The 22,098-nt window shown below is 62.0% G+C and carries 21 protein-coding genes and 4 pseudogenes; 10 read left to right on the forward strand and 15 right to left on the reverse strand.

From position 1 onward, the window contains the following. A partial coding sequence (locus MTX36_RS27705) for a hypothetical protein (RefSeq protein ID WP_243622877.1) occupies window positions 1–182 on the forward strand: 182 nt, incomplete at its 5' end. Between the two features lie 114 nt (window positions 183–296). Here MTX36_RS27705 and MTX36_RS27710 read toward each other — a convergent pair. The 5 genes from MTX36_RS27710 to MTX36_RS27725 form a co-directional block, all read right to left on the reverse strand. Then, window positions 297–1,715 (reverse strand): tyrosine-type recombinase/integrase, encoded by a 1,419-nt coding sequence (locus tag MTX36_RS27710; RefSeq protein ID WP_243622878.1) that lies wholly within the window; start codon window positions 1,713–1,715, stop codon window positions 297–299. Beyond that, window positions 1,616–2,629: a hypothetical protein gene (locus tag MTX36_RS27715; RefSeq protein WP_243622879.1), complete on the reverse strand. Its 1,014-nt coding sequence runs from the start codon at window positions 2,627–2,629 to the stop codon at window positions 1,616–1,618. Before MTX36_RS27715 ends, MTX36_RS27710 begins: the two co-directional genes overlap by 100 nt. A 69-nt stretch (window positions 2,630–2,698) precedes the next feature. After that, entirely contained in the window at window positions 2,699–2,986 is a 288-nt protein-coding gene (locus MTX36_RS30650) for a tyrosine-type recombinase/integrase (protein ID WP_374230559.1), read from the reverse strand. Further along, window positions 2,937–3,683: a tyrosine recombinase XerC gene (gene xerC, locus MTX36_RS27720; protein WP_243622880.1), complete on the reverse strand. Its 747-nt coding sequence runs from the start codon at window positions 3,681–3,683 to the stop codon at window positions 2,937–2,939. The genes MTX36_RS30650 and xerC overlap by 50 nt, the downstream gene beginning before the upstream one ends. Window positions 3,684–4,525: 842 nt before the next feature. Continuing rightward, window positions 4,526–4,774 (reverse strand): transposase, encoded by a 249-nt coding sequence (locus MTX36_RS27725; RefSeq protein WP_243622881.1) that lies wholly within the window; start codon window positions 4,772–4,774, stop codon window positions 4,526–4,528. 169 nt (window positions 4,775–4,943) lie between these two features. On the opposite strand from MTX36_RS27725, the gene MTX36_RS27730 reads away from it, so the two are divergent. Genes MTX36_RS27730 through MTX36_RS27740 form a run of 3 tightly spaced genes read left to right on the forward strand, consistent with a single transcriptional unit; the run spans window position 4,944 to window position 7,926 of the window. Beyond that, window positions 4,944–6,020 carry a site-specific integrase gene (locus MTX36_RS27730; protein WP_243622882.1) on the forward strand — a complete coding sequence of 359 codons (1,077 nt, stop codon included), beginning with the start codon at window positions 4,944–4,946 and terminating at the stop codon, window positions 6,018–6,020. After that, window positions 6,017–6,349, forward strand: a complete 333-nt coding sequence (locus tag MTX36_RS27735) for a helix-turn-helix transcriptional regulator (protein ID WP_243622883.1) — start codon at window positions 6,017–6,019, stop codon at window positions 6,347–6,349. The genes MTX36_RS27730 and MTX36_RS27735 overlap by 4 nt, the downstream gene beginning before the upstream one ends. Continuing rightward, entirely contained in the window at window positions 6,349–7,926 is a 1,578-nt protein-coding gene (locus tag MTX36_RS27740) for a hypothetical protein (protein ID WP_243622884.1), read from the forward strand. Before MTX36_RS27735 ends, MTX36_RS27740 begins: the two co-directional genes overlap by 1 nt. Before the next feature lie 181 nt (window positions 7,927–8,107). Here MTX36_RS27740 and MTX36_RS27745 read toward each other — a convergent pair whose 3' ends face one another. Then, window positions 8,108–8,476, reverse strand: coding sequence for a transposase family protein (locus MTX36_RS27745; RefSeq protein WP_308198260.1), 369 nt, complete (start codon window positions 8,474–8,476; stop codon window positions 8,108–8,110). Window positions 8,477–8,685: 209 nt separating this feature from the next. After that, window positions 8,686–9,003: pseudogene (locus MTX36_RS27750) on the reverse strand (ATP-binding protein); the annotation flags it as partial. A gap of 49 nt (window positions 9,004–9,052) precedes the next feature. On the opposite strand from MTX36_RS27750, the pseudogene MTX36_RS30655 reads away from it, so the two are divergent. The 3 genes and pseudogenes from MTX36_RS30655 to MTX36_RS27760 all read left to right on the forward strand — a co-directional run. Beyond that, window positions 9,053–9,271: pseudogene (locus MTX36_RS30655) on the forward strand (site-specific integrase); the annotation flags it as partial. A 255-nt stretch (window positions 9,272–9,526) separates the two neighbouring features. Then, window positions 9,527–9,895: pseudogene (locus tag MTX36_RS30660) on the forward strand (tyrosine-type recombinase/integrase); the annotation flags it as partial. Between the two features lie 176 nt (window positions 9,896–10,071). Further along, window positions 10,072–10,245 carry a hypothetical protein gene (locus MTX36_RS27760; protein WP_243622887.1) on the forward strand — a complete coding sequence of 58 codons (174 nt, stop codon included), beginning with the start codon at window positions 10,072–10,074 and terminating at the stop codon, window positions 10,243–10,245. On the opposite strand, the gene MTX36_RS27765 is transcribed toward MTX36_RS27760, so the two are convergent. The 5 genes and pseudogenes from MTX36_RS27765 to MTX36_RS27785 form a co-directional block, all read right to left on the reverse strand. Continuing rightward, on the reverse strand, window positions 10,238–10,810 hold the full coding sequence (locus tag MTX36_RS27765; RefSeq protein WP_243622888.1) for an ATP-binding protein: 573 nt from the start codon (window positions 10,808–10,810) through the stop codon (window positions 10,238–10,240). The genes MTX36_RS27760 and MTX36_RS27765 overlap by 8 nt on opposite strands. Next, a pseudogene (gene istA / locus MTX36_RS27770) lies at window positions 10,791–12,027 on the reverse strand (IS21 family transposase). The gene MTX36_RS27765 and the pseudogene istA overlap by 20 nt, the downstream one beginning before the upstream one ends. Window positions 12,028–12,636: 609 nt before the next feature. Next, the gene (locus tag MTX36_RS27775) at window positions 12,637–13,677 is read right to left on the reverse strand and encodes a CaiB/BaiF CoA-transferase family protein (RefSeq protein WP_243622889.1); all 1,041 of its coding nucleotides are present in this window, start codon (window positions 13,675–13,677) and stop codon (window positions 12,637–12,639) included. Continuing rightward, window positions 13,674–15,815, reverse strand: coding sequence for an acetate--CoA ligase family protein (locus MTX36_RS27780; protein WP_243622890.1), 2,142 nt, complete (start codon window positions 15,813–15,815; stop codon window positions 13,674–13,676). The genes MTX36_RS27775 and MTX36_RS27780 overlap by 4 nt, the downstream gene beginning before the upstream one ends. Beyond that, window positions 15,812–16,960, reverse strand: coding sequence for an acyl-CoA dehydrogenase family protein (locus MTX36_RS27785; RefSeq protein WP_243622891.1), 1,149 nt, complete (start codon window positions 16,958–16,960; stop codon window positions 15,812–15,814). The genes MTX36_RS27780 and MTX36_RS27785 overlap by 4 nt, the downstream gene beginning before the upstream one ends. Window positions 16,961–17,072: 112 nt before the next feature. Here MTX36_RS27785 and MTX36_RS27790 point away from each other — a divergent pair, with 112 nt between their 5' ends. From MTX36_RS27790 to MTX36_RS27800, 3 genes are all read left to right on the forward strand, one after another. After that, window positions 17,073–17,861 (forward strand): SDR family NAD(P)-dependent oxidoreductase, encoded by a 789-nt coding sequence (locus tag MTX36_RS27790; protein WP_243622892.1) that lies wholly within the window; start codon window positions 17,073–17,075, stop codon window positions 17,859–17,861. A gap of 29 nt (window positions 17,862–17,890) precedes the next feature. Beyond that, entirely contained in the window at window positions 17,891–18,676 is a 786-nt protein-coding gene (locus MTX36_RS27795) for a crotonase/enoyl-CoA hydratase family protein (RefSeq protein ID WP_243622893.1), read from the forward strand. Between the two features lie 150 nt (window positions 18,677–18,826). After that, entirely contained in the window at window positions 18,827–19,465 is a 639-nt protein-coding gene (locus tag MTX36_RS27800; RefSeq protein ID WP_243622894.1) for a TetR/AcrR family transcriptional regulator, read from the forward strand. On the opposite strand, the gene MTX36_RS27805 is transcribed toward MTX36_RS27800, so the two are convergent. Genes MTX36_RS27805 through MTX36_RS27815 form a run of 3 tightly spaced genes read right to left on the reverse strand, consistent with a single transcriptional unit; the run spans window position 19,440 to window position 22,023 of the window. After that, a complete protein-coding gene (locus tag MTX36_RS27805; protein ID WP_243622895.1) occupies window positions 19,440–20,504 on the reverse strand; it encodes a TIGR03617 family F420-dependent LLM class oxidoreductase in 1,065 nt (354 codons plus the stop codon). The genes MTX36_RS27800 and MTX36_RS27805 overlap by 26 nt on opposite strands. After that, a complete protein-coding gene (locus MTX36_RS27810) occupies window positions 20,501–21,646 on the reverse strand; it encodes a thiolase family protein (protein ID WP_243622896.1) in 1,146 nt (381 codons plus the stop codon). Before MTX36_RS27810 ends, MTX36_RS27805 begins: the two co-directional genes overlap by 4 nt. A 5-nt stretch (window positions 21,647–21,651) precedes the next feature. Beyond that, window positions 21,652–22,023: an OB-fold domain-containing protein gene (locus MTX36_RS27815; RefSeq protein ID WP_243622897.1), complete on the reverse strand. Its 372-nt coding sequence runs from the start codon at window positions 22,021–22,023 to the stop codon at window positions 21,652–21,654. Window positions 22,024–22,098 lie beyond the last annotated feature (75 nt).

Genomic DNA, 22,098 nt, shown 5'->3' on the forward strand with positions numbered 1-22,098 from the left:
ACTTCACCGACAAACGTATCCATCGATTCTCCGACGCGGTTGAGGGTGTGTGCATCCATGTGGGCATGGTCTCGAGAAATCCGTCGAAACTCGAGCGGACACGCCGAGGTAACAAAGTACTACTAGGATCCGCAGGTGCTGTCAACGACGGTCGAAACCTGGTTCTGGCCCACTTTCCGTGATCAATTTTGAAAGTATCAGTCACTGAGGAGTATTCGTTTGCGGAGCAAGTCGAAACCAGCTCGTCCATACATTTGTCGTTTGAGCATCTTGATAGTTACGTGGAATCTGAATTGTCAAGGACATTCTCGTCTGCTCTGGTTGACGGAAACGATCGGAAGCAGGGTCGCGGTCGCCGGAACCTCGATTTCGCGTGGCGTCGTGCCGGTCGGCGTCGGGACGTCGAGCAGTCGGTCGAGGAGGTTGTCGAGGGCGCGCTGGCCGTCCTCGACGGCTGCGCGTTCGTCGTCGTTGAGTGGGATCGCGATGAGCATGCGCTGCAGGTTGTCCTTGGCTTCGAGCAGTTGCGCGTTGCTGGATGCCTTGGGGGCGTAGAAGTCACAGCGAGCGCACGCCATCCTGTGTGGGCATTGCTCGAAGAAGGTGTAGGTGCAATACCCGTGCCCGAGATCGTAGTACTGCCATGGTGTTTCATCTCCGACCGCGTTGGAGGTGACGGCGTCGCGATCGACGAGGACCTCGATGGTGCGGACGTTGCGGGAGAAGTACCCGGCGTCGGTGTAGGCCCGCGTGAGCGTAGTGGGGCTGATTTTCGCGTAGTACTGGGTGGATTGGGGTGAGCGGTGGCCGAGCCAGGCTTGCAGCTCAAACAGAGTCATCGGTTCCTTGGCGTTGTAGAGCTGGCTGGCGATTGTGGACCGTGCCCGGTGGCTGGTGATGTTGCCTCGGACGTCGGCGGCCGGGACACCTGCCTTGTGGCAGAGCATCGGGATGATCGTGTTGTTGATGTAGGACGACGAGACTCGGCGGGCACGGAAGGCGAACAGCAGGTCGACTCGCTCTCCGGTGCGGCGGTCAAGAAACTGCGGTTGGGTGGGGCGCATCGCCTGCCAGATGTCGAGGGCCTGGCCCAGGATCGGGTCGACCGGCTTGGTGAACGCGGTGCCGGTCTTGTGCGGCGGGACGTCGAGCAGGCAGACCCCATCACACGATAGGACCTGATCGGAGTCGCCGGCGAGGGATTTGTCGTCGTGCTGCCAGCGAATGCAGCCGATCCGCAGGCGGGCGATCTCATCGCTGCGCTGTCCAGAGAACAACCAGGACAACGCGATTGCGCGGACCAGTTCGAGTGGATAGAAGTGCCCGGACCGCGTCTCGGGGAGATCCACCTGCGACAAATTCAGCCCTGCCCAGAGCAGTTTGGCCCAGATCTCGTCGGCGATCACCCGAGGGTTCGGGCCGAGCAGTGCGGTGATGCTGCGAGGAGTGGCCAACGCCCGCCCAGGGTCGAAACGCCGTGGCAGCCATTCCCATTCCTGACAGTCGGTGAAGAACCTGCGGATCGCCGCGAGATGGTCCTCCTTGGTCGAGGCCGTCAGCGGCTTACCAACGCGCTCTTCAATTCCGGCCGTGCGTTGCACGTAGTCCCCGACGTTCATCCTGTCGAGCGCCGCAATCCAGGCCGCACACATCTGCCGCGTCCACGCAGCCGGATCGGCGGCATCGGGATGCTCGGCTGCGAGCCAGCGGCCCACCTGAGCAGACGGGACCGGACGTTGCCACGTGCCCCCGGCGTCAACGTCGAAGTCGCGTACCAGCGGTCGACCCACTGCTGCCAGACCTGCGCACCGCCAATCGCTCGAGCAGTACCACGACCGGTGGTCGCGGGCGGCGGGTCACAGAACCCCAGAGCATTCACCGCCCGAGCCGCGGCATGCACAGTGTTCAGCCGGGCCCCGCCGAGCAGTCCGTCACGGCGGACACGATCGAACACTTCGGTGCCGAGGTCCTCGAGGTGTGGACTGCGGTTGAGCAGGAACAGTTGACTGAGCACCATCGGCAGCAGTGTGTCGTCGCCGTGTCCGAGCCGATAGCCCCACTCGGCGAGCACTTCACGGAGCCTGTCGATTTCGCCGTTGACCCGGTCGCGACCAAAGATTCGCCACGACAGAGTGAGTCGTTGGAAGCTGCCGAGTCGGTGAAACTCGGTGAAGGAACCGAGCAGATAGGCGTGCGCGGCGAGGTACGGGCGGACCTCGCCGCCGGCCCAAGCGGGTGCGTTCCGACGGAACTCTGCCTGATCGCGGCCGAGTAGATGAATCCATTCTTCGGTGCTCCAACCCCAAAAGGTCTGCCCCACTTCGGCGCAACGCGTCAGCAGCACTGCGATTGCATCGGCCATGGCGCGCCGCCGATGCGCAGTGGGCGGCGAATCCAGCCCTGCATTGACCGCCTCTAGCGGTCGCAGCAGTCGTCCGATCACGCGCCAGTCCGGCGCGGTCGGATCGTGACACTGCAACCGTCGCAGATTGCGGATTCCGAGTTCACCGACGGCCCGAGACTCCGCCGCGCGGACCGCAATAGTGATGTCGAACTTATGTCCGATAATCGGTGAGCACCAACGAGATTCAGGATCAGTATCGAAGTCGGACTTCAATGTCGCGGTCACCGTGATGTTCCTGCCGCCGCGAGCATCGCGATGCGCTGGGCATGGATATGGTCCATGCTGCGACCGAACTTATCGGCAAGATCCCGCCCCAGACAGGTGGATATATCGCAGCGTCGAGTCAGTATGGCGATGCCCGGCGAAGGTCGCGATCGTATGCAGCTCCCGACCCATCCGGGCCAGATCCGTCAGACACAGATGCCGAGTTGTGTGGGTGGAAAATTTCGGAACATCGGCGGCCAACGCGATCCGGCGCACCACCTTCGACCACGTCCACAAGCTCAATGGTTGAGCGTGATTACGGCGGGACTCAGACAGGAAAAGCGGTCCACGTGCCCTGCTCAGACTCGCCCGGTGCACGAGATAGCCCGACAGCAGCAGACCGGTCGCAGCCGAGTACAGCCGCAATCCGCTCGAGCCGGTTCTTCGTCGTCTCCGCCCGGATCCTCAGGGTGCGGTGGGCGGGGTTGAGATCGTCAGTGCGCAGCAGCCGCAGCTCCTCACGGCGCAACGCTGCGTCGTAGGCCAGGGCGAGCATCACCCTGTTGCGGACCGGTTCCGCGGCGGCGACTTCGAGGATGTCCGCCCACTGCTGTTCGGTGGGAATCCACGGCAGCTTCGTCAAGCTGGGCACGAGCCCACGCTGGTTCCCACTGCCGCGTCGACCGGGCGTATATCTGCCCCGGCCAACGGGATTGGAGTCGCGGAGTCCCTCCTCCATGAGGTAGTCGTAGAACAGTCGCACCGACACCAGTCTCTGCTGGATCGTGGCATTCGCCAGCCCGGCACCGGAGTCGATGGACACGACGTTCGGGCCTCGGAGGCTGGGACGTTCGGTCAGCTCCCGCACATAAATACCGATATGGGCGCGGGTGGCGGTGAGCGGATCGACACCCTCCCGCTCGCACATCTGCAGATACTCGGCAAGCCCCCGCGCGTAAGCGTCGATCGTTCGGGGAGCCCGCCCGAGATCGGCCCATAGCCGAAGCCACTCGGTCGCCTGTGCATGCCGGCCCAGTACCGGCCACTTGTTCTCCAGTGTCACCGTGCCGCTCATATCGTCTCCTCAGTTCCGTGGTCAACCCCGAGGAGAATATGATCGTCCACGTGGTCAGATTCCACAGAATGATCCGATTCACATGTCCTTCGACAGCACCGGAACTGTAGGGCAGGGTCAACACGTCGCGGGCGGCTGCGTAGTCGGTGTCGAGGCCGGGGACGAAGCGATGCAAGTGCGGCAGATCATCTGCCGAGACGGCAGACATCCATGAGTTCAATTGTGCACCAAGGTGTTCGGTGAGCATCTCCGCGAATGATGCGACATGCCCTGCAGTGGCCTCGAGATGTCGGCAGCTGGCGAGGACCTCTTTGAGTCCGATCTGCTCGTCATCGGTGAGGTTATCGGGGTGACGCAACATCCACGAGGTAATTCGCCGCACTTTTGGCACTTTCGGTGCGGACAGTGGTGCTGAACCTATTCTGCGGAATGAACGAAGGTAATCGCGGACGGAGCTGTAACTGCCGCGATACCCCAATGCTCGAAGTTCCTCGTAGAGTGCAACAGCGGAGGTACATCCGTCGTTGAAACGCTCATACAGGTATTCGGCGAACTCATCCAATAAAGTGGGGCGGCCCGCCCGCGGCGCCCCCAACAGCTCGTCGATACTGCTCGCATAGTAGAAGCGGCGAACTGTTTCCCGCGCCAACCCGAGCTGCCGTGCGATCGTTCTGATCCCCAAACCTTCGTCCTTGAGTGCCATGACTGCTTGGAATCGGTTCTTCGTCCGGGAGGTGAGCGCTGAACTCTTCTGGCGGGTGGCGTGTACCTGTTCGGCGACCATCCTCAGTTGCTCCGACGCGGTGCGTTCGATCGAAGGTTCAGGCTCCAACTCGGGTTCCTCATTTTAGGCAATGATGATGGGCTGCAACGGTTTTCTCAACAGCTTCAGCGATGTTGCGCCACAGGTGCCAGCGGTCGGCGACCTCGATCGCCTCGGGCGCCCCAGCACGGGCTGCTTCGGCATATGCACCCGCACGGTCACGGCAAATCACCTGCGTGCCCGGATGCGCGATGAGCCACTCGGCGACGGTGCCGGCTTTCCGGTCTGCGAGAACATCGACCGGGCGGTGCGTGTCCATGTTGATCATGAGGAATAACCCTGGAGTTCCCCGCCACCTTCAGGCCTGCCCTGTACACGGACCAGCGTGTTCCTGACCGTTTTAGTGGTGTCGACCTCTTGAAAAAGTTTCAGGGATACTGAAAAATTGTCACCATAATCGATATTTCCGGTACTGCCGTGAATATGAGGAGACTCGGATGGGGCTGTCGGTGGTGCGGGATCTGCGCGAGCGGCGGGCATTGGCGAGTCGAGAGGAGATCGCTGAGTTCGAGACCGACGTGCTGTCCGGGTTCGTGCTCGCTCGAGCGGCCGCCGGCTTGGCGGACAGCACGATTCGCGCCGACGTGGCAAACCTGGAACAGGTGCGAGCATGGCTCGGACGCCCCTTGTGGGAGATGGAGCCTACTGATGCGGACGGGTACTTCGGCAAGGCGTTGCGGCAGTCGGCGAAGAACACGCGACTGGCCCGCGCACAGGCACTCAAGACATACTTCTGTTTCCTGGAGTTGCGCCACAAGGTTGAGATCCACGCCCTGACCGGCCGCATCGCCGAGTGCCCGATCGACGAAATCAACCGGCCTCGCGGTCAACAACGGGCATCGTTGCGGATTCCGCCCAGCGCAGAGCAGGTGCATCGGTTGTTCGCGGGCTGGCGGCAGGATCTGGTCAGCTGCCGAAAGTTCGCACCGACAGCACGCAACTTCGCCGCCGCCCGGTTGATGGCTGACGTAGGGATCCGCATCAACGAGACCCGCAGCCTCGACTTGGCCGACATCAAGTGGGATCTCGGCCATTTCGGCAAACTCCATGTCCGCAAAGGGAAAGGGTCCCGAGGTAGCGGGCCACGAGAGCGGATGGTGCCACTCATCAACGACGCCGGACGCACCCTGTGCTGGTACGTCGAGGACGTCTGGGGACATTTCGGCGATGATCACGATCGGCCCAGTGTGCCGTTGTTTCCGTCCGAACGTAAAAACACCGACAGCTCGGCTGCCCGGATCAGCAGCGAGACGCTCCGCACCGCCTTGGCGGAGGCAGCGATCAGGCACTTGCCGGACTGGCCGGACAAGCTCACCCCTCACGTGCTGCGACACTTCTGCGCCAGCCAGCTCTACCTGGGCGGCATGGATCTGGTCGCGATCCAACAGGCCCTCGGTCACGTCTGGATCGCAACCACAATGCAGTACGTCCACGTCCACCACACCCATATCGAAGATGCGTGGATCGCCGGCCAACAGCGTGCCGAGCGACGCCTGGAAGGACTGCTGTCATGAAGTGGAACCTGCGGCTGGCCGCCGCGAACCGCGGCATCTGGAAGGCCAGCGAGCTGCAGCGCATGCTCGCTGATCACGGGCTGGCCATCAGTGCCGGGAAAATGTCGGGTATGTGGTCGACCGACTCGTTGGCCAGCATCAAACTCGCCGACCTTGACGTCATCTGCACCGTGCTCGGCTGCGAGGTCGGCGAACTACTCATCCCCGAGCCCGATAAGGTCACTCGCACAGTCGATCACGAGCATGAGGGTCCGCTCGTTGCGGCCTCATCCGGCAGGCCCGCGGTGGTCCCCAAGCGCAGGGACGGTCGCTCGCTGCCGCCGGTCTGATGGGCGGGATCTCACCGGCCAAGCCGGCGTCCAGCTGTTCGGAGTGCTTCGCCTGGGGTGTGCTGCCCGGCTACTGTTGCCGAGCCTGCTACACCTTCCGCAACCTGCATCCATCGGGCCGCTGCGCGGCCTGCCGCAGGACGGTCCCGATCAAGGAAGGTTACTGCCGCTTATGCCGGCTGCAGGCACTCACCGATGCCAAAGCTGCCGGGAAAACTGCAGTCTCCGAACCGTTTCTGCGTGGGGTGCGCTGCCAGCAGCTGTTCTTCGCGCGTATGCATCGCGACCATTACCGTATCCCCGGACGAGCACGATTAGGCAAGAGCGGAACGCGGGGTCGGCGCCCCGCACTCATGGGTGCCGACCTTCGAGATCCGATACGGGCCGGGGTCCAACTCCAACTTCCGCTCGATATTCGCCGCGACTACAACCGTTTCGATCGCCGGAGGGACGCGGATCTGGCCAATCCCACCCTCATTCGCGGCCGCCGTATCGCCGAGGATGTCGGTGAAGCCCGCGGGTGGTCGCACGCACTCATCGCCGGCGTCGACCAGGCGCTGGTCGTCGTGCTGTCCGGTCACACCGGTGATGAGAAGATCCGCTACTCCGAGTTGATTTCCGCGGTCCGTCATCGCGGTCGGGTCGCGGATATCCTCGAGGAACTCGGGCTGCTCGACGACGACCGAGTGCTGGCGTTCGACACGTGGTTGGAGCGCAAACTCGACGGCATCACCTCCGGCATCCGGCGCGACGTCGAGGACTGGATCCGCACACTCCACGACGGCGGGCCACGAACGCGTCCCCGCGACCCGAACACCGTGTGGGGCTACCTCAACAGGATCCGACCAATCCTGCTCGGCTGGTCGCATCACTACGACCATCTGCGGGAAGTCACTCGTAACGACATCCTCGCAATCGCGAATGCCTTGCAGGGCAACAAACGTCGACACACGCTCAGCGTCCTGCGGTCGCTCTTCGGGTACTGCCGGAAGAACGGCGTCATCTTCCGTGACCCGACCAAGCGCATTCGTGTTGGACCGAACAACTACCGCGCCATACTGCCATTGGACGACAACGAAATCGCCGAGGCCACCGGCGCGGCGATCACACCAGCGACCCGCCTCGCCGTCGCCCTGGCCGCCATTCACGCTGCCCGCTCCAAGGACGTCGGCCAGTTGCTGCTCGACGACGTCGACCTCGGTGACCGTCGGCTGACCATCGCCGGCCGATCCCGGCCATTGGACGACCTCACCTACCGAGCGCTGACGGACTGGCTGAGTTACCGACGCACCCACTGGCCCAACACAGCCAATCCCCATCTGTTGGTCAACCGCGTGACCGCCGTGCGTACGTGCCCGGTCGGCAGAGTGTGGATCACCCGGGCATTCTGGGGGCTTACCGCCACCCTCGATCGGCTGCACGTCGATCGTCAACTCGAAGAATCACTCACGCACGGCCCAGACCCACTGCACCTCGCCGCGGTGTTCGGCTTCAGTCCGGGCACCGCGATCCGCTATGCCGCTGCGGCCCGGCACCTCCTCGAGAGCCCTGCAGAACACCACGATCTCCACAGTTGACCGCGAACCCGCGCACTATCATCGGTTTCCGAGCCCGACCTGTCCTCGAGTTCGCGCCGAGATTCCTTCAGTTTGGCTGAACTCCGGGCTTTCGAACAGTCCCGTACCGATGTCGCCTTCGCAACGCGAAGTCGTCGACACCGAGCACCTCGACATTGGTCGTGGGCGGATCAGGTAACGCTCAGACCAGCCGCAACAAGGTGGAACGTCCGACTGAAACTCCCAGCGCAGACGCCAACCTCGATCCTGCTCGCCCCGCCAACGCCAGCGCGATCTGCTCCAGGATTTCGCGCAGCAGCGGAGTGGTCCGTGCGTAAGCCTTGGTCAGTCCGTCGATCTGCTCGACAAATGTGCGTCGGTCACAGCCGCTGTTCGAGCACAGAAACCGACGCACCTGCAAGACAACGTAACTCGATCGGCCAGCTATAGCCGTATCGGCGAGCATCCGTTCGTACCGACTGTGCACTCGTTTTGAGGAAACAGCACACGTCGGACAGCTCGCCGAAGTCGACAACGGCGACGCCCGAATACGGACTCCACCGGCGGTCACATCTACCGAATCGATGTCGACACCCGCCAGATGCGGAAGGATGGCATGCAGATCACAACAGTTCTCAGAACACCAGAACGATCATCTCTCGCCGATTTCTATTCTTGCCGGAACGACACGCGGCGCGAGGCAAGCCATCACGGAAAGTGGGCCAGAACCCGAAAACTAGTCCACTCCCGACGGACGAAAACCAGACCACGTCGATGTACTCATTGTGCCGCGTTATCCGCCCTCACGGACGGCAACGTATCGATCCCGGTGTCCTTGAGGCGATAACTCGATCCTTTCAACGTCAAAACCTCGGCATGATGGACGATCCGGTCGATCATCGCGGCCGCAACCACCTGATCTCCGAACACATCACCCCACCGGCCGAACGGCAAATTCGACGTCAAAATCAGCGAAGCATTCTCGTAGCGACTCGACACCAACTGGAAAAACAAGTTCGCGGCGTCCTGCTCGAACGGGATGTAGCCGACCTCTTGTCTCAAGAGTCCAGTCATGGTGGGGTGAAGGAGGAGCCGAACCTAGGGGTGACTGGTGGACGATGTCGGGGCTTTCGTCGAACGGCTGGTCATGCTGGGCCGCTCCAGCTACACAGTGCGTACATATCGGCTCGGCGTCGAGCACTTCATCCGCTGGTTGGCATCGCCAACGCTCGATAACGTCACACGCCAGGTGGTCAGTGAGTACATTGCCGAGTTCGGGGCCGGTGCGGATCTTCCAACGGAGCATGGCAGGGCACCTCGGACGGTCAATAATCGTCTTGCGGCGTTGGCCGCGTTCTTCGCGTTCCTGATCGAGCGAGATAGCCATCGTGCAGGGGCGTGGGCGGGCCGGGAAAACCCCGTACCTACCGGCCCGACTGGTCCCGCTCACGGTATGTCGGGACGCGACTTGCCGCACCGAGGTCGGCTAGAGTTGCGGCGACGAGAACCTCGGCTGCTGGCTCGGGATCTGAATCCGTCGGTAGTCGAACATGTTGCAGCAGAACAGGTCTGTGTTCGTCATCGTGCGATCGTCACACTGCTACTTCGAACAGGTCAGCGGATTGGTGATTGGAGTGCCGAGCACGGCCGCCACGGTGTCCTCGGTCTTCGACTCTCCGATATCGATCGGCGGCGGCGCCGCACAGTGACGGTACTGCTGAAAGGTGCCCGCGACGAGCATCGTGTTCCGGTTACCGACGATGGGTGGCCACTGCTGGACGAATACCTCGCAACCGAACGAGGCCAAGCCGATACGTCAGCTTTATGGGTCGGGCGACGTCAGGCGGCGGGCCGTCCGTTGCGTTACCCAGCGTTCGAGGCGTCGTTTCGCGCCACTGCGGCTCGGCTAGGTGTTCATGCGACACCGCACATGTTCCGGCATACCGTGGCTCAGTTGCTCGTCGACACGGCGGGACTGCATGTAGCACAACAGATCCTCGGGCATCGGAATGTGTCCACCACTGCCGATGCGTATGCCTATGTCGATGAGAAAGCTATGTTGAAGGCGCTGGTGGAAGTCGCTAGCCGTCAGCGGAGCGCGCACCTGAATATTGTGGAATCCGGACTTCGGTATGCGTTCGACTACGCCCGGAGACAATCGCGGCATTGGACGATCTGGGAGGGTATCGGACCCGTTCCCTCAACAAGGCACGAACCGGCGGTGAACCCGCCGGACAAATCGCCGCCCGCGAACTCGAAGTCGAACGACTCCGCAACGCACTACGACGAGCCGAAGAACTCAACGACGACGTTGCCACCTTCCTCGAATCTGTCAGCTGACCAGCACACCATCAAACTCTTGAGACAAGAGGTCGTCGACGATGATCAACCCGATTCGCCGCAACTTCACCAACTCCGCCGGCAGCTTTCCCGCAGAATGCGCAGCCTTGAGCTTGCCCACCCAATCGACCGCCGTCGCGAATGCAACCCGATGTCCGGACTGCGCCGCCTTGATTCCCAACCCGATCGCCAGATGCGTTTTGCCGGTCCCCGGAGGCCCCAACAGCACCACATTGCGAGCTTGTGTCAAGAACACCCCGGTTCCCGAATGCGCCACCATTTCTCGACTGAGGGACGGTTGATAGTCGAAGTTGAACTCCTCCAATGATTTTCGCGTCGGAAATCCGGCAGATCGGATCCTGGTCTGCGAGCCGGACGATTCCCTCGCCGTGACTTCTCGCGACAGCACCGCGGCGAGATAGTCCTCGTGACTCCATCCGTCGCTGCGGGCCTGCTCCGCCAGTCTTGCTGCCGATTCTCGAATGCGGGCGCCTTCAACGCCTGGGCGTAATGCTCGATCTCCTTGAGTGAATCCGTTTCGACCATCACCACACCGCCTCTTCATTACATGATGCGGCGCAGCGGAACTCGACTCCGAAAGCGCGGTCGTAGTCGCCTAAGTCCCGGACCAACTGGTCCGCATCGTCGGCAGTCGGTGTCGGGTTCTGGAACTGCTCTCGCAACCGGGCGGCTGATTCCACGTGCAGCGGATCGGTGACCGTCAATCCACGTGACCATCGCCGATCATGTTCGGCGAGCACTCGACCTTCCCGGGTCACCGCGACCCTACGCAGGTCGGCGGCGACATCGACCATGTGTCCGATCGCCGACGGGTCCACCGAGTAGTCGTTTCCGAGGACCCGAACGTAGTAGTCCCGCGGCAGGCGAATCTGCGAGCACGCGGCGGTTTGCGGCGGAACCGGCGGCAACGACAACATTGCCGCGGTATCGACGGATACCAAATCTATTGGGCGACCGTCGATCCGGCGGACAACCCGAGAGTTCGCGATCGGGAGCCAGTCGGCCAGTTGGGTGTTGAAGTCGTCGGGTGAACGAAATGTTCGACCGGGCATGAACGAAGTTTCCAGATACTGGTTGGCGCGCTCGACGATGCCCTTGGATTCTTCGGTCGTACGGTTTGAGCTGGATCAGTGTCGTGGCAACCGTTCCGACGAATGCGGTGACCGGATCGGTCAGCCGGCCGCGGCGGCCGATACCGGATTCGTTGTCCCACCACAGACGGTGCGGGATCGCACCGAGATCCTGGGAAAGTAGCTGCCACATGCCCGCGACCAGGTCCATCGTGACCCGACTGGGCAGCATCATCGCGGTGATGAATCGGGAGAACGCGGCGACCATCACCAGCACCGGCGGGGCACCGGACTGGCCGTCTCCGAGCGGAATCGACGCCGGCGGGAACCACAGATCGCACTGCACAACCTGGCCCGGATCGTGATCGAGGCGATCCGCCGGATCGGCAGGTGCGTATTCGGGTCGGATTGCCCGGACTCGTTCGCGTAGCCAGCTGATCGACCCGGTCCAGCCGATCCGTTCGGCGATCACCGTTGCCGGCATCGTCGGATGTTGTGAGAGCAGCGCCCTGATTTTCGGTTCCACGGCGCTGATCGCGGAGTCGACCGGTGGTCGTTGATATTTCGGTGGTCCGTCGCTGGTCAGAGCGTTGGTGACGGTGTCACGGGTGACACCGAGTTTGGTGGCGATCGCACGTTTGGACAGCTTTTCGCTGTGGTGGAGGTGCCTGATCAATGCCCAGTCTTCCATGGAGATCACCCATTCAATCTTGGTTGGGTGGTCTAGTTTTGGACCGTTGTTTCTGGACTAGTTTTCAACCGTCGTCAACAGGTGCCGCAGCGCGGCGGAGCCCGCGATAATTCTGCGATCCACAGGTTCCAGCGGCCATATTTTCTTGTCCAATAGCACACCCGATCAGCGCGGAGATCGATATGGTGATTGCCGGTCGTGCTTGGCGAAGGCCGGCTGTCATGTCCTCAATTTTCCGAATCCTCGCTCGAAAAAGTCCTCCAGTGCATCCAACCCGTCCGCGTTGTAGAAGTCCCTTGCGACAGTTGCGCTCTTCGTCAATAGGGAACGCAGACAACACCCGGCAGTTCCACCTTGCCGGGGAGACAACGACCATCGGCATCAACGGCTGTTCACACGTAGTACCTTCTTCCCCTACCGATTACAGGAGGATTAGAAATCTACGTGAGCGAAGAGACGCGGTTGAGATTTCACACCTGCACTTCCTACCGGCTCCTCGCAAACCGTCTGCCGCACCCGAACGTACGACTGCCCTGCGCCACATCGTCTGACGCAGGGCAGTCGTGTCCGAGTACCACCGGACTCCGTTCATACCTGCTGGCATGTTGACTAGAGGACGACACCGAATGCGACGGGGAATGCCAAGAACGTCGATTCGAAGCTGTCGGAGCCGGCATCGGTTCGCCTGCGTGCCGCGGCCAACGCCTCGAGGGGCGAGAGCACCGAGGCAACTGGAACCTCTGCCGCGACCAGCAATTCCGTCACTTCAGCAGCTTTTCGAGTAGCAACAGCAGCCGCAAGCGCTGCATTGATCCGTTCAGACGCTTCTTCGCGTTGGCGATACGCCGACCATTCCGGCCCGCTCCACTCGACCAAGTCGAGCACCTTCACGAGGCGGGCCCAGAAATGTTCCTCCAGGGCCGCAATGGTGATCATGATTCCGTCGGCGCACTCGAATGTCCCATAGGCAGGACGCAACTGCACGTGAGCGCGCTGCGCACCGACAGTGTTGATGCTGGCGTCGTAGAAACTCCCAAGTCGAGGATTGAGCCAATGGGCGAGGCAATCCCGGATCGACACATCCAAGTAGCAACCTTGCCCGGAACGCTCACGTGCGTGCACCGCCGCAAGCAACGAGGACAACGCGTACATCGACGCCGAAAGATCAGCCATCGGAATGCCCGGCAGCCAGTCCGGAATACGCGGGTCCTTCCCGGCTAACGCCAGGACGCCGGCCCGAGCCGCGTAGTTGTTGTCGTGGCCGGGAAGCTTCGCCTCGGGGCCGTCCTGACCGTATCCGGACATCGACACGTAGATAATCCGCGGATGCCGAGCAAGAACCTCGTTCGGTCCGAATCCGAGCTTGGCCATCACTCCCGGCCGAAAGCCCTCGATGACAATATCCGCGCTGTCGAGCAACGCCTCGATCTCGGGCCGCCGTGAAGTATCCTTGAGGTCCACGGTCAGGTGTTCCTTGTCGCGGTTCACCGCTGCGAATATTCCGGGGGACATCGTGCGTGCCGGATCACCACCTGGGCGTTCGATCTTGATTACCCGGGCACCGAGTTCTGCAAGATTCTGCGTCAGGAACGGGCCTGGCAGCAGCTCACTGAAGTCGACAACAACTAGATCCGAAAGTGGCGCTGTCACTGCGACACTCGCGGCACGATCAGTGCGTCGAGGATAGCCACGGTGTGTCCGGCACTACCGATCGGACGTACCCGTACCGGGTTGAGTTCGATCTCGTCGATGTGATCTCCGTATGCCGTGATCAGATCGGAAACGCTGAGGAGCAGTTTCACCAGCCCGTCGATATCGCAGGCGGGACGACCGCGGACACCGGTCAACAGCGGGAGCGACTTGAGCTTGGCCAGCATCGCGCGGACCCGATGCTCGTCGAGCGGCAAGAGCCCTCGCTGAACATCCTGGAAGATCTCCACGTAGATCCCGCCCAAGCCGACGGTGAGCATGTGACCGTAGACAGGATCGCGGTGTACGCCGACAATCATTTCCACACCGTCGTCGGGAACCATCTCCTCGATGAGTACTCCGCCGATGTGTGCGTCCGGGCAGTTTGTGGCAACTGCGGCAAGGATCTGCTCGCGCGCCGCCGCTACCGCGTCGGATCCGTGGACACCCACGATAACACCGCCCACATCGGATTTGTGTGCGATGTCGGCACTTTCGATCTTCATGACCAGCGGGCCGTCGAATTGCTCGGACACCGAACGAGCCTCGGTTTCGGTTGTCACGATCGCGCTCTGCGGCACCACAATTCCCTGTTCGGCAAGCCAGTTCTTGGCCTTCCGCTCAGTGGAGACATCCGAAAGCACTGCAGAGGCAGCCGGCGCGGACAGCGCCAGCGCTGACGGAGCCGGGAACTCGTCTTCCGTTGCGCGCCATTGACCGTAGTCAGCCCAACGCCGCAGCGCGAGCAAGGTCTTGCTCAAGGAACTGGTGACCCCGAAACCGGCCTCTGTCAAAACCTGATAACCCTCGCCGCGGCTGTCACTCATCCATACTGGGATGATGGGAATCGACGTCAATTTCTGTGTGGCGACAACCATTTCGGAACTCTTGAGCGAATGATCCCCGTAATCGAGCGGCATGGGAGCAAGAATGACGTCGACATTCGGATCGTTAGCTACAGCGAGGAGGCTCTGCTGGAACAGATCGATATCACTGATCACGGAAGCTGTTGTATCGACCGGATTCACGATCGATGCGAATCCAGGGAGCACGCGCCCGAGCGTCGCAAGCGTCTCGTCGGTGAACTCGGACAACTCCAGGCCGGCGGTCCCGACCATGTCTGCAGCCAGCGCCAGTGCCCCGCCCGAGCTACCGAACACGGCGATCTTCGGATTGACCGGCGGCGCCGCGCGGGTGAGCAGCCACGCGACATCGATGAGCTCGTCCATGTCGTGGGCCTCGATCACCCCATACTGCTCGAACACCACGCTGTTGATCTCGCCGGACACCGCCATCGACGAGGTGTGCGACTGCACCGCCTTTTCGCCGTATTCGGACTGGCCGATCTTCATCGCTACGACGGGCTTTCGCACGGCGGCGGCCGCATTCAGTGCGGCGATCAGCCGGGACCCGTCGTCGACGCCCTCCAGCAGCGCGATGATGACCTTCACCTCGTCCTCGGTGGACAGGTGGTGGATGAAATCCGCCACCGAGAGATCTGCCGAGTTCCCGAGCGACGCCCACATCGCCGACCGAGCTCCGCGGCTGGACGCCTGAATCAGGTTGCGCCCCAGTCCACCTCCCTGGGTGGCGATACCGAGCGGCCCGGACGTCTGATCGGCGGCAAAGGCCGGCGACAAGGTCATGCCGATGTTGTCTGCGAGGTTCACGAACCCCGGGCAGTTCGGCCCGTAGATCCGCATGCCGGACTGCTCTGCGATCTCTCGCATCCGCTGCTGCTGCTTAAGGCCCTCCTCCCCCGATTCACCGAATCCGGAGGTGAAGACGATTACGAAGAGGATCCCCTTGCTCGCGCACTGTTCGAGTGCCTCGAGCACGCCGGTCGCGGGAATCACGATCAGGGCGACGTCGGCGGCCACCGGCAACTGCTCGACGCCCGGGTAGCAGGTGATTCCACCGATCAGTTCGCGCTTGGGATTCACCGGATAGATGTCGCCGCCGAAGTCCGAAGCCTCGACCAGGTTGTGCAAAACCCAGTACCCGATACTGCCGGGCTTGTCCGATGCACCGACGACAGCGATCGACCGGGGCCGGACCAGGTAGGACAGGTCGGGGAAGACGATCGAGGATGTCGTCACTTGAACGCTCCGATTCCGGTGAGCTCGCGCCCGATGATCAGGGTCTGGACTTCGGCAGTCCCCTCGGGGATGCTGCCGCCGCGGGTATCGCGGAAGAATCGCGCGATCGGGTACTCGTTGGAGTAGCCCATCGCGCCGTGCACCTGAATTGCCATGTCGGCGACCTCGAATGCTGACTGGCTGGCGTAGAGCTTCGCGATCGAGCCCTCCATCTTTCCGCTCTCGCCACGGTCCAGTGCCGAGGCTGCCGCGTAGCAGAGCGCCCGGGACGCGTCGACGCGAATCTTCATGTCTACGAGGTACTTCTGGATCAGCTGGAAGGAGGCGATGGGCCGCCCGAACTGCTTGCGTGTCTTCGCGTACTCGATGGACAGGTCGAGGCACCGCTGCGCCGCACCGACGGCGCCGGCGGCGATGTTGACGCGCGCCACGCCCAGTCCACTCAGCGTGGCCTTGAGTCCGCCGCCGGGCGTGCCCAGCAGGTTCTCCTTGGGAATGCGCACGTTGTTGAAAGTAAGCAGGGCAGTGCCGGTGCAGCGCAACGTCATTGCGTCGATCGCCTCCGCAACGAACGGGGTCTCCCGCTTGTCGATCAGGAAGCTGGAGAGCTCGCCGTCGCAGTCGGGGCTGAACGTGCGGGCGATAACGATGCCGAAGTCGCCCCAGATACCGCCGGTGATCCACATCTTCGCGCCGTTGAGGACCCACTCGTCGCCGTCGAGCTCGGCTCGCATCTTGATCGACGAGACGTCGGATCCGACGTCGGGCTCGGTGATGCCGTTGAAGACCTTGGCCTGCCCCGCGAGCAACGGCTCCAGGTACTTGACCCTTTGCTCCGCATTGGCGTCCACGGCGAGGCGCTCGATCGGTCCGTTCGAGATGTTGATCATCGTCCGAAGGGAGGACCAGCAGGAGCCCAGCTCCTCCATCATCATCGCCCAGGTCACCCGGCTGATACCGAGCCCACCCAAGTCCTCGGCGAGCCAGCCGCCGAGGTAGCCGAACTCGGCCAACTTCGGCAGGACCTCGTAAGGGAAGGTCTTGTCGCGCTCGTGCTGGTCGATGATCGGCTCGATCTCCGCGGCGAGAAACCCACGGATGGCGCTCCTCAGCTCCAACTGCTCCTGGTCGAATACGTGGGTCATTCGGCGCTCCTCAAAAGTCGTTTTCCTTGTGAGCTACACCATACATGATTTTTCCTGTACGGTCAGCAAGTATCTGGCGACGAGGGTCGCCGAGAACACGGAGAGGCAGTTCATGACGAACATTCTGGACATCAAGGGCCGCGTTGCGATGGTCACCGGAGCCGGACAAGGCGTAGGCCGACGCGTCGCGCTGCACCTGGCCGAGAACGGCGCGGGCGCCGTGGTCATCAACGACTTCCGACTCGAGCGCGCCCAGGCCGTGGCCGCCGAGGTCGAGGCTGCCGGCGCCAAGGCACTGGCCGTTTCCGGTGACGTCTCCGACCTCGAAGTGGTCCGCGCCGGCGTCGAGCAAGCCATCGGCGAGTTCGGCCAGATCGACATCCTCGTCAACAACGCGGGCAACGCAGGACCGGCGCCCACCAGCGAAATGACACGCCCCTTCTGGGAGCAGACCCCCGAAGAATGGCAGGGATACCTGGGCACCAACCTGTACGGCGTACTGAACAACACGCACTCGGTCCTGCCCAGCATGATCAAGAACAAGTACGGCCGCATCGTCACCGTCATCTCCGACGCGGGACGCTTCGGAGAGGTCGACCGCGAGTGCTACAGCGCCGCCAAGGCCGGCGCCGCCGGATTCACCCGCTCCGTCGCGATGAGCAGCGGGCGATACAACATCACGGCGAACTGCATCTCGCTGGCCGCCACCCACACCCCACGCACCGCCCACCAGCTCGACGACGAGGCCACCCTCGCCAAGGTCATGAAGCGCTACGCGATCCGCCGCCCGGGCCAGCCCGAAGATGCCGCGAACATGATCCTGTTCCTCGCGTCCGATGCAGCTTCCTGGGTTACCGGCCAGACCATCCCGGTCAACGGCGGCTACTCCTTCGCTCTCTGACAACTCTCACATCGGAAAGGACTGAACCCATGTCAGAATCAACAACCGACGCCGTCGTCACCACCGAGGTGCGGGATTCAGTCGGCATCATCACGCTCAATCGGCCGAAGGTACGCAACGCACTCAATCTCGAACTGCGCGAAGCGATGCAAGATGCGATGGAGCGTTTCGATGACGATCCGGCAGTGCTGGCGATCGTCCTGACCGGAGCCGGCGGAAACTTCTGCTCGGGCCGAGACCTCAAGGCCGCCACCGAAGGTGAGCCGATGTACCGCTCTCGCCGATCTCAGCAGGCGTCGTTCAACCGTAAGTCGATCCAGAAACCTGTCATCGCCGCCATCGAAGGTTACGCTCTTGCCGGCGGATTCGAACTCGCCATCTCTTGCGACATCATCGTTGCCGCACAGGATTCCGTCTTCGGCCTGCCCGAGGTCAAGCGAAATCTGGTCGCGATCGGTGGAGGCTTGATTCGCCTTCCCTCCCGAATCCCGTATCACGTTGCGATGCAACTGGCATTGACCGGCGAGCACGTCGGTGCCGAGCAACTCGAGCGATGGGGACTAGTGACGACGATCGTCGACCCGGGAAAAGCAGTGGACGCTGCCTACACGCTGGGCATGCAGATCGCCGAAAACGGCCCGTCGGCAATACGCGCTACCAAGGAAATAGTTCGACGGGCATTCGAATGGGGTAGCGAAGCAGATGCTTTCGACGCCCAACTACCCATCGCCGAGTCTGCGTTGACGTCCAGCGATCGCGATGAGGGCATCGCTGCGTTCTTCGAACGTCGGGCACCGGTATGGACGGATCGCTGAGCGATCCACACAAGACCCGGTTGCGGTGTGATGGTTTTCTCACACCGCAACCGGGTCTTCAGTCAGGGAACATTCATCCGGAGCTGCACTTGCATGTTTAGATACTTGCGAGCCGTACAGCAAACACCAAGGGAGGTCGCAATCAAAAAGTTGCCACCGCGGACCAAGAACTCCGACAGTCCGCTCACCCAGACCGAACGCACCAACGCATCCCGCAGTGCGCTCATCGACGCTACGGTCACCGTGCTTGCTGCGGAAGGCTACAAAGCCGCGTCCATGAGCCGAATTCAGGAAATCGCAGGGGTCAGCCGCGGCTTGATCGGCTACCATTTCGGCTCCAAATTACAGTTGATGGAGGCGGTCGTCGAGCATGTCCGTGACGTCTACTTCGACGAAACCGGCGTCGGCCGAACCGAATCCGCGGATACCGGTCTGGACCGGGTCCGCGACCACGTCTCCCAATACCTGACGCGACTTTCCACTTCACCAGAGCCGTCCAAGGCCATGCTGGTACTCGCGACCGAATCCGTGAACGGTCCCACCGAGTTGGCATCGGCCCTGCGCAGTGCGTTCGCCGCGCAGAAGCAGATGATCGCCGAATTCGTTCGCGAGGGAATCATCGACGGATCAATCCGTCCCGATGTGTCACCGGATGGAACTGCAGCAGTGGTCCAGGGCATTCTCCGAGGAGTTGTGCTCATCAACATTGTCGACCCGGAGGACATAGACCTGGCCGAAACCAGGTCTACCGCCATCGAGATGGTCAACCGGCAACTCGCTGTTTCCTGACCAGATCTGCCACGACGTCGTCGATGATCTCGGTCGAACTACTGACGACGTTGTTTATGCAGATTCGCTCCAGCACCCCTTCGTAGCGAGTGCGCACTTCGTCGGCAAGATGCTCGGGCTTCGCGACGATTCCGATAGTCCGAAGCATCTCGTCCGGAATTGCCTCCGCCATCGCGTCCCATTTCCCGGGATCGAAGGACACGGACAACGCATGCAAACGATCGCCCACTTCCTCCCAACCGTGAAATTCGAGTACCTTCCGATACGCCGGCGTGCTCCCGTAGAACGCGATCCGTGCCCGCAATGCCGTTATTGCCGTATCCATTTCGGCATCGGTGCGGCCGGTAGCGACAAGTACCGAACCGGAAATCCGGAAATTTTCGCGTGACCGACCTCGGTTGCTCAACGTCGCTTCCACCTGCGGAACGGTGATCTGCCGCTGATACTCACTACTTGCGAACGGATGTGTGATCAGTCCGTCGGCAAGTGTCGCAGCCACATTCGTCATTGCCGGCCCCACTGCAGCGAGATGAACGAGCGGATCACCGTGTCCGTGATCCTGCGGCGTGAACGCCGGCGTCATCAATGTGTGCTGGTAATACGGTCCGACATGATCGAGTCGTGTGCCGTCCCGCCACGATGCCCAGATCGCCTTCAACGCGGTGATGTAATCGCCCATTCGGACTGTCGGCTTGTCCCAGCCCATCGAAAAGCGTCTGGTGATGTGCGGGCGAATCTGCGTGCCGAGGCCGAGCACGAAGCGGCCGTCGGTGAGCGCCTGCAGATCATGGGCGAGGTATGCCGTGTCCATGGGAGATCGAGCAAAGGCAATCGATACCGAAGTGCCCAGCTCGATTCTCTCCGTCGACGTGGCCGCGAGCGCCACCGGCAGGAATGGGTTTCCGCTGTGCTCGCGGCTGAAACTAGCTGCATAGCCGACTTTTTCGTGTATCTCCGCGGCGGCCGGAATGCCGCGGCGAGATCCGCCGTCGACAACAGGCTGCAGTACGGCGTCAATCCCCAACGGCATCATCGTCATCGACCGGCAGCCGCCAACACGTGCACCACGCAGACCGCACCCAGCCCGACCAGATGTGCCAGTCCGTACGTGGAATTCGGCTGTTGACGAGGCCCCGCTTCACCGCGCAACTGGCGGGTGATCTCCGCTATCTGCCCGACTCCGGTCGGGCCGATCGGATGCCCCATCGCCAGCAGACCACCGGACGGACTGATTGCCACCCGGCCGCCAATCGCGAACTCTCCGTTGGCAAGTTCGCGTGATGCCTGCCCCGGACCGCACAGTCCCATCGCTTCGGTGTACTGCAACTCCTCGATAGCGAATGCATCGTGCAGTTCCACCACGTCGAGCTGTTCTGCCCGAATTCCGGCCTCCGCCAACGACTGTTCCGTGGTTGTTTTTGTCAGCTCGACATCAAAGCTCTTGGCGCCGTACAGTTCCTCACTCCGCTGGGTCGACGACAGCACCTGGACCGCGCGCGAGCGATCCAGCCCGAGTCGGTCGATCGCAGCATCGGAGACAACCAGAACTGCCGATGCCCCTTCCCCGATCGGACAGCATTCGAGCCGCTTCAGGGAGCCCGCGATGGGACGGTCACCGAGCACCTCGTCAAGCGATCGCTCTCTCTGCCGGTGCGCATAAGGGTTCTTCGAACCGTTGAGGTGGTTCTTCACTGCAACGCGGGCGATGACTTCTTCCCCGACATTCGACGCCCGCATGTACTCCTCGGCAAGGAGTGCGTAGTGCACCGACGGAACCACCAACCCGCCGTCGTGCGGCGCAATTCCGGTCAGCTGCTCACCACGATTGACCTTTCCCGCCTTGTCCACCCCGGCGGCCAGCACCACGTCCGAGAATCCTGCAGCCACGTCTCTACATGCAAGTCGGAATGCCGAGGAACTCGATGCAGATGCGTTTTCCACCTGCGTCATCGGAATTCCTGTGGCACCGAGGTGACGCAGCATCGGACGTGAAACTGCCATACCGAGTCGCGTCGTTCCGGTGTAGGCCGCCTCGACCGAAGACCATTCCATGCCGGCATCCGCGAGAGCTTCGCGCACTGCGGTCACGCCGAGCTGAACGTAGCTGGTCTCAGTGGCTGCCTGATAGCGATGTAATCCGATCCCGATGACGTAGACCGGCCGGTAGTCGTTCAGCAACATCTCGTTCAACTCGCTTTCTGAAGTGCCGGGGCGAATACCAATCCCAGTGCAGCGTCTGGTGCTTCGTCGACTGCAAAGACCCGAGAGCCCGGCTGTAGATCGGGGCTGGTCAGACGCACTCGGATCACGGGCCCCTCGATCAGTTCGATACTTCCGATCACGGCGGGAACAGTCAGTGAACTATCCGGATGCCGGTACACGTTCACGATCTCCAAAACTGTTCCGTCGCCGGAAAGTACAAATTCCTCAAGGTCATCGCCGTAAGCACCACACTGCTCACACCCGAAATGTTGGACCGGACTGGCAACATACGTGCATCGAAGGCAGCGGACTGCCCTGATAGGCAAGGTCTCACTTGCCGGTGTCTTGGATTCCATTCGAGTAGAACCTCCTGAATTCGTGTATGCGGGAAAAGAAGGTGCAGCGTTGGGAAAGCAGCTGACGAGCGCCCG

Source organism: Rhodococcus sp. ARC_M6 (assembly GCF_022810305.1).
Lineage (GTDB): Bacteria > Actinomycetota > Actinomycetes > Mycobacteriales > Mycobacteriaceae > Rhodococcus_F.

Excerpts from the sequence above, each read along its gene's own strand:
- xerC (WP_243622880.1), bottom strand. The coding sequence starts at position 3,683 with ATGAGCGGCACGGTGACACTGGAGAACAAGTGGCCGGTACTGGGCCGG.
- MTX36_RS27725 (WP_243622881.1), bottom strand. The coding sequence starts at position 4,774 with ATGATCAACATGGACACGCACCGCCCGGTCGATGTTCTCGCAGACCGG.
- MTX36_RS27730 (WP_243622882.1), top strand. The coding sequence starts at position 4,944 with ATGGGGCTGTCGGTGGTGCGGGATCTGCGCGAGCGGCGGGCATTGGCG.
- MTX36_RS27735 (WP_243622883.1), top strand. The coding sequence starts at position 6,017 with ATGAAGTGGAACCTGCGGCTGGCCGCCGCGAACCGCGGCATCTGGAAG.
- MTX36_RS27740 (WP_243622884.1), top strand. The coding sequence starts at position 6,349 with ATGGGCGGGATCTCACCGGCCAAGCCGGCGTCCAGCTGTTCGGAGTGC.
- MTX36_RS27765 (WP_243622888.1), bottom strand. The coding sequence starts at position 10,810 with ATGAAGAGGCGGTGTGGTGATGGTCGAAACGGATTCACTCAAGGAGAT.
- MTX36_RS27785 (WP_243622891.1), bottom strand. The coding sequence starts at position 16,960 with ATGACCCACGTATTCGACCAGGAGCAGTTGGAGCTGAGGAGCGCCATC.
- MTX36_RS27790 (WP_243622892.1), top strand. The coding sequence starts at position 17,073 with ATGACGAACATTCTGGACATCAAGGGCCGCGTTGCGATGGTCACCGGA.
- MTX36_RS27795 (WP_243622893.1), top strand. The coding sequence starts at position 17,891 with ATGTCAGAATCAACAACCGACGCCGTCGTCACCACCGAGGTGCGGGAT.
- MTX36_RS27805 (WP_243622895.1), bottom strand. The coding sequence starts at position 20,504 with ATGACGATGATGCCGTTGGGGATTGACGCCGTACTGCAGCCTGTTGTC.
- MTX36_RS27810 (WP_243622896.1), bottom strand. The coding sequence starts at position 21,646 with ATGTTGCTGAACGACTACCGGCCGGTCTACGTCATCGGGATCGGATTA.
- MTX36_RS27815 (WP_243622897.1), bottom strand. The coding sequence starts at position 22,023 with ATGGAATCCAAGACACCGGCAAGTGAGACCTTGCCTATCAGGGCAGTC.